Here is a 14,162-nt window from a genome sequence, read left to right as displayed (position 1 = left end):
AGATGCAAGATGTTAGAAATTTTTGCTATGTAATTTACATACATTTCCACAATAGAAGAAAATTGTATAAGAAGAAAATTGTATAGCAAATGTAATTATACAATTTGAGATACGCAAGTAATATTTTAAAATAACTTCTGCCAAAAATTAAAATTGAAACTAGGGGTATTCTTTAAATATCGGAAAGGTTTTTTTAATTAAGCAATTTTACTCAAGCAAGTTTTTCTGTCGATAAAAAATCAACTCACACCATAAAACTCTCCTTTTGCATCCCCAACCATTCTAAGGCTGATTTATGCAACAACCATTCTTTGGTAGCATGTGCAAGGTTCATTTCTTCAATTAATTTTCCCGGTACATCTTCACCAAGAGGAAAAGGATAGTCGCTTCCAAGTGCGATTTTGTTTTCGGGGAATAAATTGAGCAGATATTGCAGCATCATTGGATCATGCACCAAGCTATCCAAATAGAACTTGCCTAAGTAATTGCGCGGGTTAATATCATTGTCAATAGCAACCAAATCGGGACGGCAATGGTAGCCATGCTCTATACGGCCAATGGTAGCAGGAAAAGAGCCTCCGCCATGAGCAAAGGCCACTTTTAGGTTTGGAAATTTTTCAAACACTCCTCCAAAAATCATAGAACAGATAGCCAGAGAAGTTTCGGCCGGCATACCCACTAGCCAAGGGAGCCAATAACGCTGCATTTTTTCTTGCCCCATCATTTCCCAGGGATGTACAAAAATACTGGCTCCTAATTTTTCTGCTTCTTCATAAAAAGGAAATAGTTCGGGTGCATTCAGATTCCAATCATTCACGTGCGATCCTATTTGCACTCCTCGCATGCCCATTTGCATACAACGATGCAACTCTTTTATAGCAAGTTCAGGATCTTGTAAGGGAATAGTTCCAAGTCCTACAAAACGTGTAGGGTTACCGTTACAAATTTCTGCAATGTGGTCGTTTAAGAAACAAGCCACTTCGAGACAATGCTTTGCCTGTGCCCAATAACTAAACATAACCGGTATGGTAGAAAGTACCTGCACGTGCACTCCATGTGCATCGCATTCATGCATGCGTGTTTCGGGGCTCCAGCAATTGTCCTGTCTCTCGCGAAAAAATTTATCGCCAATCATCATGCGTGCGCAGCAAGGCTTATGATGTTCCAAATGTACAAAGCCTCCATAGCAAAATTTTTTGGCATAGTCGGGTACATGCTCAGGTATGATGTGTGTATGTATATCTATTTTAAGCATATAGCTTTGCAAAGATTATGCTTTAAATAAATCTTGAATCCACTTCCATTACATGCCCACACTGATGACATGTGCGCATTTTATCATTTGAGTAATACTCTTTGAAACGGGGGAAAAAGTCCTTTTCTATATTATCCAGATGAAAACGATATTGATGCAATGGAGCATTGCACTTTTCGCAGTACCACTCAAGGCCATCTGTATCTGCAACTTTGCGCTTACATTCTATTACTAAGCCGATGGTACCTGCGGGGCGAGAAGGGCTGTGCGGCACCCGGGCCGGCAGCAAAAACATTTCTCCCTCTTTTATGGTGATTGGCACAGCTGTGCCATCCTCCTGTATGGTAACGGTTATATCTCCTTCAAGTTGATAAAACAACTCTTCGGTTTCGTTATAATGAAAATCTTTGCGGGCATTGGGACCGGCTACTATCATCACTATGTAGTCTCCAGCATCATGATATAAATTGCGATTGCCTACAGGAGGTTTTAATTCGTGACGATGCTCATCAATCCATTTTTGCAAATTAAAAGGTGCTGCTATTGCCATATTATTAAAGGTTTAAATGATTGGTAAAGAAAATGTTTTTTTACTGTGCCTGCAACGGAATAATTCCAAAGAGATTAAGGCATTTTAGTACTTTGCCTCATGAGCAATTTCCATTTTCGTTTTTCGTATATCCACGTTTGTGCTACCCATAATTGGAGCGAAATTTCCTTTCCTTCAAGTACCACATTGTATGCTGCTTTATAGCGTGCAAGGCATTGCTTACCTGTGTATCTTGTTTGCACAGGCTCTTCCTCAATTTTGAGATAACTGAGCTTGCCATTTTGCAGGTTACTTTTTAGTTCTTGTTTCGTCTCTTCCCATCCGTTGCTATGTCCATAGCACAGGCTATCATGCAAAAGCACATTGAGGTTTTCTATATCTTTAGTAATTAGGGCTATATGCAGGTCATGAACACGTGTAGCTACCTCCCTTGGTTGGGCTATTAATTTGCAGGGTGTTAAAACGTATACCCCTACTGTTACAAACACATGAAGCATTCCACACTTTAGCATCATTCTATTTCGAATAACGTTTTTTGCTTTTTTGTTCATTTTAGGTTATAAGTAAATTTTTCTCAACCCTTCAACTACCAGTGCAACTGCCGGACATATCATCGTATTTTGAAACGTTATTTCCAGTTTATTATGCATTTTGCTTTGATTGGTGTGTGGAAATTCGCGACAGGCGTTGGGACGGTCGTTATAAATACAACAATAATTATCCTCTTTTAACATGGGACAGGGCATGCGTTTGAATACATAGTCACCATCTTCATCTGTACGTACATAGGTAGTTGTAAATTCTGCTGGGCGCAGCTTCATGCCTTTTGCCATTCTATCTATGTCTTTGCCAAGCAAACGAGGGCCGGCAATTGCACAGCAATTGCCGCATTGCAGGCAATCAATTTGTTGAAAAACTTCATCGTGCAATTTAGAACATTGGCTATCAAGGTTCGCAGGCTTAAGCTTTTTTAGCTTATCAAGAAACTTTCGGTTGAGTGCTTTGTCTTTACGCGCTTTGTTAACCAGGACTGTATACCTTTCATTAAAAATCATGCCCAACACAAATTGTCAACCTAGTCAAAATGCTTTTCTTCTACCTGTACTATTTCCTTTGTTGTATCATCGTATAAATAGGCTACAACAATGCAATTTTTGGACACTGCATCTGCTTTAATTGTAAGCGAATATGGCTTTATGATACTGTCGTTAGCAGCAGCGTTATTAAAAACTGTTTCGCCATATGTTCCGGCAAATGCTCCCCTGAGCGCGTGCATGTGTACATAATTGGGGTCCAAAACGCTGCCATTTAGTTGTGGCTTAATAAGGCTATCTTCTAAATAAAAAGTAGCAAGTTTAAATGTCCCTGTTAATGCAGTTAATGCTTTCGTAGTAATGGTAGTTGAAATTACTCTGGTCACATCATTATAAGCATTTGCGATATTAATAGTGGCTACGGCAGGCAATTTTAAGAGCGAATCGGTGCGTGATGCCCATTCGCCATGACCAACTACGGAAGTTGCAAGCCCAAAGGTTGAACGATTAACCATTCCATTTGGATATGCCTGCACACCAAAATCGGTTGCAAGTTGCTCGCCTTCAGGTGTGCGGAAGTCGTAAGGAAAAGGGCCTCCCGGCACTGCAAAAAATCCTGAATGAATGGCCATCACTACAACCTTACCAGGATACAAATTTTTTTGAATATTTTTTGCTGTGTTTGCAGCATCCGGACAATTCTTACAGGCGGCACCTGTAAAGTCCTCAATCAATACCTTACGAATGTAGGTTTGCGGATTTGGGCCACCTCCACCAGTTGGAGTTTCTGTAAACGGCTGATCAATTTTATCGCAACCACTTAATGCAATTGCCAGTACTATCCATGCTATGTGTTTCATTTTTTGTATTTTTTAAAATTACTTTCTAGAATGTTGTTGAAACCGATAACGAAAATCCATTGGAAGCAGGAACTTGTCTGCAAACCCCACCTACACATAATAAACCAGCTCGTTGTTTTCCATATCCTATCGCTATTCGGTTCGTATTTTTTACATAGGTAAGCAATATATTTGGATAAAAAAAGCGTTTGCTCTTATCATAGTTGCCATAATTATACTCGGTAAAGGCGCTAACTATCCATTGAGGAGCGTAACTATACTCAAGTAATGCCATACCCCAGCTACCAAAGTCCTGCTTGGTATAAAGATGCTGTAGTTCAGTACGAATACTTTGCTTATTATTTATTTTATAAGTTAGATCTACAACTCCTGAGTGTGAGTAAATAATTCCATAGATGTTTTTTCCTTCCAGCACATCCTTATTGTACTCAATGTAAACGTAATTAAGTGTCATCTTAATCCTAGGCGAAAGCTTTTTGGTTAATTCAACATTGACATCACTGTAAAAATGTTGCTTTCCAATTCCCAAAAAATCGCTGTTATATCCAAATCCATTTGTATCGGGAGATTGCTCAATATTATTTACATACGAAGAATTTACTGCTAAATATGTCCCATACTTGCCTCCAAACAATGACTTGGGCTTGAAGGTGTAAAATAGCTCGAGCATGCCTCCCATTTCGCCCATAGTTTGCGTTGCATAAGGATACAGGGTTACAAGGCGATAGGTGTATTGACGTGATATAGTTGGTAAAAAATTGATAAGCAACGTTTGAATTGTTTCGCTACGATCGCTACGATAGTCCATATTATCTACTCGCTTAAGCGATAAATTTACACCAAGTCCCTTAGTGCTATATCCTAGTACGGTATACAAAGCATCGCCTTGCTTATAAATAAAATTGTTTACTACCGAAGGGTCATTTATTTTATGAGCATACTCTGCATTAAACGTAAAGTCTTTAAAGCCAAAGTTGACACGCCCGGCATAGGTGCCTACATTTTCCGGTAGTTTGTAAACAGGGTCAGCGTCCTTCTGAAACTTGCTTACAAAACTTCCGCCTATGGTAAATTGCAATTGTTTGTCATTTAGCTTTGGAAAAATCTCGTTGAAGTCAACCTCTCCATCAGCCCCTCTAACAATACCCGGCCCATAGTCGAAGTAAGCACGCTGTTTTCCAATAAATGCTTTGGCAGTTACTCCGGTCGCAATCTTATACTTGAGGCGCAAGCCATCCAAGGCATTGTCATACCCCAATCCTCGCTCTTCGTAAGCACGCAACACAAGTCCATTGCCAAACTGCTCATAAAAACTTCCTAGTGTAACTTCAAGGTCATCGGTTGTATAATTAGCATAGCGATACATAATTCCATTTCCTTTAAATCTTGGATTAAACCCCTGCAGTACATTCAAGTAAGACTCATACCGGAGGCCACAGCTAAAATTTCCGTTAATGTAATTGATGTTGGCAAAACCATTGTTCAATAATTTTTCGGCAACAACAGGCGCCCCAATTGCAGTATCAACATAATAATATTGAGCATCGGTTTGAAAATTGCCATGTATACCAGAAGGTAGATTAAGTTGTGCATTTGTAAGAGTTGCAACGAAAGTCATCAACGCACAAATTCGCATTGTAAAAAAAGGATTCATAAATTTTACGAGTTTTTTTTGCTATGCGAATGTACTTTAATAATCTATTGTCGATGAAATTAATGCAAAAAAAAGAGCACCAGTGGCGCTCTATAAGAAGGTTATTTCTGTTCTGCTGTTTTCTTCCATTTAATGGTACAGCCTACTGCTTTGGTGAAATTGGTTGTTACTTTAGATCCCGCAAGTAGCTCGTCAACGGCTTCTGCTACATAATGCTTTGTTGCAGCTTCCGGATTGTCTGTATTGTCATCTATTGCTCCTATGTACTCAACCTTTAAGGCTATATCGCTTTTGCTTAGTATAAAAACATGTGGCGTGCGGGTAGCGCCAAATCTTTTAGCAACTTCCTGCGTTTCATCAAAAACATAGGGAAAATTAAAACCAACCTCAGCTGCATGTTCTTGCATTTTTTCAAAACTATCATCAGGAACTATGGCAGGATCATTACTATTAATAGCAATAACCGGATAGCCTTGCGAAGCATACTTTTCGTTGAGGGCAATAATTCTTTTTTCGTACGCAATGGAGAATGGACAGTGGTTGCACGTAAAAATGACAATGTAGCCTTTAGCATCAGGTATTGACGCAAATGCAAAGTTTGATCCATCGATATTTGCTAATTTAAAGTCGGTGACGTTGTCACCAACTTTGTAACCGGTGCCTGCAGTTTGCGACAACGAGGGAAATACGCCTATGCATACTGCCATGGTTAACAGGAGAAATGTTTTTTTTATCATTTGTTTAATTTTTTACTTCTGCGTGTTGCAGACTTGTTCAACTTCTTTTTTTAATTCGTCAAAGGTAAATTCTTTTTCATAAAATTTACGAATGCCCTTTTTACCATTTATAATTAAAGATGCCGGAATTGCCCCGCTCCATGTGGAATCAACTTTATCAATCCAACTGTTGTAATCGGGCTCGTCAAGCAGCATCACCAAAGGTGCGATATGCTTGTTTTTTACAAATGGCAAAAGCCGCTCTTCGTATTGTCTTTTAAAATCCAGACTTACCAAAATCACTTTTACATTTTTATTTTTATACGCATGGTCCAAAGCAACAAAAGCAGGAAGCTCTGCCACACATGGCTTGCACCAGGTTGCCCAAAAGTTGATAACATAAGTGGTATCGGCAGTTGATTGCAAAATAGAATTAAGGGAATGAAACTTAATAATAGGAACTGATTGAGACTGTGCCTTGATACATGCCAAAATGAAGCTGCTCAAAACCATCATGGTTATTAAATATTCTTTCAAAGAAAAAATGCGCATTTCACAAAAAAACAAAATATAATAGTTGAAAGTATGAATTCGAAAATTATTTACATCAAAAAAAATTACAAGTTTAAAAATAACTATTTTCGCACCCACTATGAATGCTGAAGAATTAAAAAATATTGTTGGGCGTAAGGATGCGTTAAGGAGGCATCTTTGACATCGAAAGTAAAATAGCTTTTATTACAGAGCAAGAAAAACTTACGCATGCCGATGGATTTTGGGATGACCCAAAATCTGCCGAAAAAATCCTGAAAGGAATTTCGCAAACCAAATTGTGGACTGAAAGTTTTAAAAAAACTGAAGCATCGGTAGATGACCTATGCGTGCTTAACGACTTTTATAATGAAGGGGGCGCCACTGAAGAAGAAGTGGAAAAACACTATCGCGAGTCAATGGTATTGGTGGAAGATCTCGAATTTAAAAACATGCTTAGTGCCGAAGAAGATATTTGCGGTGCCATTTTAGAAATTAATTCAGGTGCCGGTGGAACCGAAAGTCAGGACTGGGCCGAAATGTTGATGCGCATGTACATCAGGTGGGGTGAGCGAAATGGCTATAAAGTAACCGAGGTTGATAAGCAATGGGGCGATGGTGCCGGTATAAAAAGTGCTGTGCTCGAATTTGAAGGTAATTATGCTTACGGTTATTTAAAAAGCGAAAATGGAGTACACCGCCTGGTTCGTATTTCCCCGTTTGATTCGAATGCCAAGCGTCACACTTCGTTTGCTTCCGTCTATGCCTATCCCATTATTGATGATCATATCAATATTGAAATAAAAGACAGTGACATCGAAATGCAATTTGCCCGAAGCGGAGGAGCCGGGGGTCAAAATGTAAATAAAGTAGAAACTAAAGTACAGATAAAGCATTTGCCTTCGGGTATTGTTGTGGTGTGCCAGGTAGAGCGCTCACAAAGTGCCAATCGCGAGCGTGCTATGAAAATGCTAAAAAGCCAACTATATGAGCTTGAATTGCGCAAAAAGAATGAAGCGCGCGCAAATACTGAAGCAACTAAAAAGCGTGTAGAATGGGGAAGCCAAATACGCAGTTATGTTTTTCATCCTTACAAAATGGTAAAAGACTTGCGCACAGGCACAGAAACAAGCAATGTGCAGGCAGTAATGGATGGCGACATTAATGAATTTATCAAAGCCTATTTGATGGAATTTTAATTGGGCTGTCTATTCAATATAGTAATATTCACTTCTATCAAAAATGGTAATTGATACCTAATTGCAATCCTGCACTCCACGGTTTTTCAACTACATGATAACTTACAGCTGTAGCCTCTTTAGTTACAGGGTCAATATTATTCTTAAATGTTTTGGCATACCATCGGGCCGGCAAATATCTGCCAGCTAAATCAACTGTTAGAAACAACCTTTTGTTTAAATACTTTAGCAGACCAACACCACCGTGCACACCTGCGTGATAGATGGTAAGGGGATTAACATATACCGTGTTAGTTTCAAGATTAGTATCAGCAAATACTCTTGCACGATAATCATATTGCCTTAGGTTAGTTGCAAATGCGGGACCTATGAATACATAAAACAATGGCTTCTTACGGTTGTATTGCGAGTAGTCGGTATAACAGGTTCCTTTTTTATTTTTGTCGTAAGGCCGGTTGAGCATGTAATGAAAGGTAAGCGGCACTTCTATAAACGGATAATTTGTTTTTGTGCCGGTGGCGGGAATCGCAATATGCCCCGGAAGTATGGCGGCAGTGCTTACAAGGTTTCGCGTTCTTATTGGTTTGTTTGAATAGTAAACTCCTAACCGCGCAAACCATCGCTTACTAAGATCGTATTGAAAATGCAATCCCCCGCTATACGAAAATCCAGCAAATTCATTTGCTTTAAGCAAATTGCGAAGTACCTTATTTTGTGCTTCATTATCTGCCACACCGTAAGCATCAAAGCTTTCTTTTCGCTCTGCTTTAAAAAAACGTCCTTGCCAGTCGGCACTTCCCATAAGTCCAACCGACCAGCGGCTTGGGCGGCCCACATTAACATCGCCCATTTTTTTTTGGGCAAATACTGCCTGGCCTATAACCACGCTTAGGCAACTAATCCATAATTTATTTCGTGTCATGATGATGCAAAATTAGTTTCGTTTTAATATAATCGAATATAGGGTAACCCTATTTACGCACATTATCATATTGAAAATTGAATGAAAAACCGGAATCAACTTTTATTGCCTGACTATGTGCCCTCATGACTGCAAGTGCGTGGTGTGATCTTTAACAGAATCAAAGATTTTTGTATGCCAAAACATATTTGTATGAAACCAGCCTCGCTCCACATATCCATTTATACTTGCCGTGTTCAGAAAAAACTAGCATAAAAATTCAAAATCAAAAATCTTAAAAAGGCACCTAATTAATTTTTACCTTGTAGCCCCAAATAGCAAGAGAATGCAAAAGAAAATTTTAATTCTATTTATTTTTATTGGCCAATTAGTTCATGCGCAAGTAAGTGATGACTTTAGCGATGGAAACTTTACTTCAAATCCTACCTGGCTTGGCGATGATAGTTTATACACTGTTACCAACCAGATGCTGCAAAGCAATTGTCAAACCACCAACAAGTCCTTTTATCTTGCTACCACTTCGGCAACATCAAGCAATTCGGAATGGCGTTTGTGGATGAACCTAAAATTTCAAACATCAAGCACTAATTATGTTGACTTTTACATAATAGCAGACAACCAGGATTTGCTAGGCAGCATAAATGGATACTATGTACGCGTTGGCAATACCAAGGATGAAATCTGCCTTTATAGAAAAGATGGCTCCGCTGCAACCCTGCTAATAGATGGCACTGATGGACGAAGCGAAGCAGGTGGTACCGATAATACTATTTTGCTAAAAATAACCCGCGATGCTGCCGGCCTGTTTGTGTTGCAGAGTGACATTACCGGCACAGGCAATTCGCTTGTTGCCGAAGGCAGTGTAACAGACAACACCTACCTTACATGTTCATATATGGGCATCGTTACAAAGCAATCCACCTCAAGTTTTTTCAATAAGCATTACTTCGATGATGTGTACGCTGGCCCAATCATTGTGGATCTTACGCCCCCCACTTTAGTTTCTGCTACAGCCCTTGATTCGTTAAATCTTGATGTGCTTTTTAGCGAAGCGCTTAATGCAAATACCTCCCAGGTTATTAGCAACTTCTTGGTGGATAATGGCATAGGCTCACCTACGGTGGCTTTGCTCGATAATGGAAATAAAGCGCTGGTGCATTTGCAATTCAATAATAAATTTGTAAATAACTATAACCATATACTTTCTGTATCAGGAATAACTGATCTGGCTGGTAATACGATGGTTGCGGCCAATACTAACTTTGTATACAGCTATCCGGTGCTTGTTTCGAACGATGATATCATAATCAGCGAGATTATGGCTGACCCTGAAGGAAGTCCCGGATTGCCAAATGCAGAATATGTGGAGTTAACAAATCGTTCGAACAAAACGCTGAATTTACAAGACTTCATCCTTAGCGATTTGAGTAGCAGCAGCGGCCCGATGAGCAATTACATCTTATTGCCCGATTCGCATGTTATAGTTTGCTCTTCTACCTTGACTAACTTGTTTATTGGCATTACCAGTAATGTAATAGGAGTAAGCAACATGCCCTCGCTAAACAACTCAGGAGATAAAATTTCGGTTGCTGATAACTCGGGCAACATCATCAACTCGGTAACGTATGCTGATACCTGGTATCAGGATCCGGTTAAAGGCCAGGGAGGATACTCGCTCGAACGTATCGACCGTGAATATCTATGCATCGATAAGAATAACTGGAGGGCAAGCAATTCTTTGTCAGGGGGAACCCCAGGGCAACTAAACTCAGTCGATGGCACCTTTACAGACCCAGAAATACCACTTGTTGATTATGCCCGAATAATAACCCCCGACATGGTTGAAATATTTTTTAAAAAACCAATGTCAGCATCTACACTAACACAGTTATCAAACTATCAATGCAGTCAAGGCATAGGAGCACCGATAGCTTTGATAAATACGAACCCGATATACACTTTGGTAACATTAAAATTTTCGCAGGCGTTTCAGCCCGGCATTATTTATTACATTAGTTTTTCAAACCTAACTGATTGCCCCGGCAAGCCTTTGCTTTCGGCCAACGTACGTGTAGGAGTTCCGGAAAATGCAACCAACGGAGACCTTGTTATTAATGAAATTTTATTTAACCCCGCACCGGATTATGTTGATTTTGTAGAGCTCTATAATAACTCAAACAAGGTTATTGACTTGAGTAGTTTGTATATTGCCAATGCCAGAACAGATACGCCTCTTGTAGTTTCAATTTCTCAAATTAGCACCGAAAGAAGAAGTATTTTCCCCAATGAACATTTATGTATTACAGAAAACCCCACGTCTACTGCACAGTACTATCAACCACCTGCCGGTGCTCACATTAGTTTAATTCCCGATTTGCCTACTTACAATGATGACGAAGGAATTTGCATTATCTATAATTTACAATTGCAAATGTTGGACAGCATTTATTACAGCGATAAATTTCATTACTCGTTGTTAAGTGATGTTGAAGGTGTATCGCTTGAGCGCCTTAGTTACACACGACCAAGCAACGACAGCACAAACTGGCATTCGGCAGCATCCAATGTGCGCTATGCAACGCCTGGCTATACAAATTCGCAACGCAGCGATGTTCAGCTTTCTTCGCAAAACATTATTACCTATCCCGAAATTTTTTCGCCTGACAATGATGGTTACAATGATGTACTAAATATTACGTATCAATTTGAAGAAACAGGGCAAACCTTGAACATGACGATATACAATAGCAATGGAATTCCTGTAATTAATCTTCTTGAAAATAAATTAATAGGAAACAACGGAACCCTCAGCTGGGATGGCACCGATTTAAATAATGAAAAAGCAACCATGGGTATATATGTTCTATATACCGAAGTGTTTAGGACAAATGGAAAGGTGGAGTACTTTAAAAACGCGTTTGTTCTTGGAGGAAAGTTTTAATCAATAAAAAAGCCCCGGCATGTCGGGGCTTAATTTTTTATAGTCAGTATTTATTGTTTCATAAACCTGGAGGTAAACACCTTTTCGCCTGAAGCAACTCTAACCATATACAATCCGGCAGATAATGATTCTACAGCTATTCTGATAACTGTTTTAGCTTGTTCGCCATTTCTTTGTAAAAGCACTTTTCCGTTAACATCATATATGGTAATGGTTACAGGATTATCTGTATCAATTTCTCCGGTTATACGAATATTTAGCATGTTGTTTGCAGGATTAGGAAAAACATCTCCTGCATAGGCTGCACCATTTGAAAGTCGACTTACATTGTAGTTGGGATTGGCAATTCCCGGTGAAGGGCCCTCGGTAATCGAAAATTTATCCAGCGCTGATTCAATGGCATGTTCAGGTGCATTGTCGCGAGCATATACACTAAACCGCATAGAGCCTAAGGAGCCAAAATAATCTTTCACCCTAAGACTTACGTATTGCCATACCGATTGCCCGGAGCTAGCCGCAGTAAAGGTTTCCATATTTACGGTAACTCCCGACTTGGTCAACCTGAAAAGTACACTATCGTTGCTACCGGGCTCAATAAAAACCCAACGTGCATAATTGATATACGGCTCGGTATACGTACTAAGATTAAAAGCCGGAGAATTTAGATTTACATACCCGTTATCAACATCATCAAAATTGTAAGAACCCCCGTTATTTCCGGTTACATAGCACCAATTAGTAAAATCGTCAAAATAATCGCTTGCCGGATTAGCATCATTGGGATTCAGATATGTAGTTCCAATAGGCTTGGCACGCACCCATTTACCACGTTTAGCGTTGTTGCTAGGTTTCCAACTGGTAACAAAAGTAAAGTCGTCATAAAAGCCAACACCAAGGGTATCGGTTCGTGTAGTATTTATGGTATTAAAAGTAGCAGGCACACATTTAGTAATGCTTCCCCATTTACCGGCATAAAAACTATAATTAGCTTGATACACACTATTAATTGTCCATTGGCCACTGCTGTTACATAAGGCTGAAAAACTTCCTGCTGTAGCACTTTCAATTCTAACTGTCGCTGCGCTAATGGGCAAGCCTGTAGCACTATATACCGTGCCGCTGATACTAATCTTTGGTGTGCTTAGCTGTACATTCAAAGTAGTAAGTACCCCATTTGTAAGAACAACATTGTTTATTGTTTTGGTTTCATATCCTGCCTTTGTAACTATAACACTATACGTTCCGGCTGCTGCCAAACCGGTTTTGTATTCCCCTGATGCTACACTCACATCTGAAGCAGTAGTACTTACTATCTGCACCGTGGCACCCGCAATGGATAGCCCTGTTAGGGTATCAGTTACAATACCTTCAAGATAGCAACCTCTTGTGTAGGTAGGGGCTATCATAAACAGCCCATTCTCCATATCGCTTACCGCAATATTTCCGGATGGGAAATACGGATAAACCCCCCAGGCTCCATTAAAACCATTACCTGAAAGTGGCGATGTATCGTACCATCCGGTTAATATCATATTGGAAGGGCGCGTAACATCTACAATCGTAAATCCATCGCGATAGTAAGATGTTATACAGTAATCATTCAACTGATAGGTATTATGTATAATAGACCCGGACCCCGGATTTTGCGATTGAATTTTATCAAGGAAGACAATATTATTGGGGTCACTAATATTATAAGAACCCAGATACGAGTTACTTACCTCATCGGTAGTAAATAAAACGGTGCGGGCATTGTTTGTCCAGGTATTATGACAAAAAGCATTAGGGGTGGTTTGTTTATTAATTAGTACGGGAGCAGCTTTATTGGTTACATCGTAAATAGAGAACTTGCCAGCATAAATATGACCTCCATAAAATTTATTATCAACCACTTCTCCGTCATGAATATAATCAACCGTTGTGCTCACTCCGGTACTTGTATGGCCAACAAAATTTGGATTCCATGGATCGCTCAATGAACAAATAAGAGCCGCACCATTAAAAAGATTAGAACCGACTGTGTCTCGGCAACCATACAAATAGACAAATCCATTATCTATATGGAGTGCGTGGATACGCGAAAGTCCGGCAATGGCGCCATTACCTGTCCAAAGCTTACTAGGCGCACTATCGGGCAGGTATGATAAGTTTACTATTTGCAAACCTCCTCCCCCTTCGGTAGTTACATAGGCATATTTACCATGCGTTTTTACTTCGCGCCATTGCGAATTTACACCGGAAATATTAAAAAGAAGTACCGGTGTGGTTGGATTAGTAACATTTACAATTGACATACCTGTAGTGGTACCCACTAAGGCAAACTCACGATTAAGCGAGTCAGTGTAGCCCCATAAGTTAGCAAGTGTTTTGCCCGGAAATGTTAATTGTGACTGAAAGGCAGTGTTCAATTGTGCGTGAAGTTGAAAACTCAACCATAGCCCAATTATGGTGAGCAGGCATTTTTTTGACATAGTATTGATTTTTAAAATTTGAAATTTTG

At 39.6% G+C, this 14,162-nt stretch carries 12 protein-coding genes; 2 read left to right on the top strand and 10 right to left on the bottom strand.

What is annotated here, in order from left to right; translation table 11 throughout:
- Nucleotides 1-244: 244 nt before the first annotated feature.
- The 8 genes from IPO27_03805 to IPO27_03770 form a co-directional block, all read right to left on the bottom strand.
- Nucleotides 245-1,255, bottom strand: a complete 1,011-nt coding sequence (locus IPO27_03805; protein MBK8845721.1) for an amidohydrolase — start codon at nt 1,253-1,255, stop codon at nt 245-247.
- Between the two features lie 22 nt (nt 1,256-1,277).
- A complete protein-coding gene (locus IPO27_03800; GenBank protein MBK8845720.1) occupies nt 1,278-1,805 on the bottom strand; it encodes a 3-hydroxyanthranilate 3,4-dioxygenase in 528 nt (175 codons plus the stop codon).
- A 74-nt stretch (nt 1,806-1,879) separates the two neighbouring features.
- The gene (locus IPO27_03795; GenBank protein ID MBK8845719.1) at nt 1,880-2,356 is read right to left on the bottom strand and encodes a nuclear transport factor 2 family protein; all 477 of its coding nucleotides are present in this window, start codon (nt 2,354-2,356) and stop codon (nt 1,880-1,882) included.
- 6 nt (nt 2,357-2,362) lie between these two features.
- The gene (locus IPO27_03790) at nt 2,363-2,860 is read right to left on the bottom strand and encodes a YkgJ family cysteine cluster protein (protein ID MBK8845718.1); all 498 of its coding nucleotides are present in this window, start codon (nt 2,858-2,860) and stop codon (nt 2,363-2,365) included.
- Nucleotides 2,861-2,880: 20 nt separating this feature from the next.
- Complete coding sequence (locus tag IPO27_03785) at nt 2,881-3,699, bottom strand: Omp28 family outer membrane lipoprotein (GenBank protein MBK8845717.1); 819 nt, start codon at nt 3,697-3,699, stop codon at nt 2,881-2,883.
- 25 nt (nt 3,700-3,724) lie between these two features.
- A complete protein-coding gene (locus IPO27_03780; protein MBK8845716.1) occupies nt 3,725-5,353 on the bottom strand; it encodes a hypothetical protein in 1,629 nt (542 codons plus the stop codon).
- Nucleotides 5,354-5,454: 101 nt separating this feature from the next.
- Nucleotides 5,455-6,090, bottom strand: a complete 636-nt coding sequence (locus tag IPO27_03775; protein MBK8845715.1) for a thioredoxin family protein — start codon at nt 6,088-6,090, stop codon at nt 5,455-5,457.
- A gap of 12 nt (nt 6,091-6,102) precedes the next feature.
- The gene (locus IPO27_03770; protein ID MBK8845714.1) at nt 6,103-6,621 is read right to left on the bottom strand and encodes a TlpA family protein disulfide reductase; all 519 of its coding nucleotides are present in this window, start codon (nt 6,619-6,621) and stop codon (nt 6,103-6,105) included.
- Nucleotides 6,622-6,721: 100 nt separating this feature from the next.
- Here IPO27_03770 and prfB point away from each other — a divergent pair.
- Nucleotides 6,722-7,799, top strand: a protein-coding gene (gene prfB, locus IPO27_03765) for a peptide chain release factor 2 (protein MBK8845713.1) whose coding sequence is annotated in 2 segments (ribosomal slippage) — nt 6,722-6,781 and nt 6,783-7,799 — 1,077 coding nt in all. Because the reading frame shifts where the segments join, the coding sequence is not laid out codon by codon here.
- 37 nt (nt 7,800-7,836) lie between these two features.
- Here prfB and IPO27_03760 read toward each other — a convergent pair.
- Nucleotides 7,837-8,721 (bottom strand): hypothetical protein, encoded by an 885-nt coding sequence (locus IPO27_03760; protein ID MBK8845712.1) that lies wholly within the window; start codon nt 8,719-8,721, stop codon nt 7,837-7,839.
- Between the two features lie 325 nt (nt 8,722-9,046).
- On the opposite strand from IPO27_03760, the gene IPO27_03755 reads away from it, so the two are divergent.
- On the top strand, nt 9,047-11,662 hold the full coding sequence (locus tag IPO27_03755; protein ID MBK8845711.1) for a lamin tail domain-containing protein: 2,616 nt from the start codon (nt 9,047-9,049) through the stop codon (nt 11,660-11,662).
- 50 nt (nt 11,663-11,712) lie between these two features.
- Here the strand turns inward: IPO27_03755 and IPO27_03750 are convergent, their stop codons facing one another.
- A complete protein-coding gene (locus tag IPO27_03750) occupies nt 11,713-14,133 on the bottom strand; it encodes a choice-of-anchor B family protein (GenBank protein MBK8845710.1) in 2,421 nt (806 codons plus the stop codon).
- Nucleotides 14,134-14,162: the final 29 nt, after the last annotated feature.

The sequence above is a fragment of the Bacteroidota bacterium genome (assembly GCA_016714535.1).
Classification (GTDB): domain Bacteria; phylum Bacteroidota; class Bacteroidia; order AKYH767-A; family OLB10; genus JADKFV01.
Note: the sequence above shows the minus strand (reverse complement) of the source record. Positions and strands in the feature narration are given on the sequence as shown.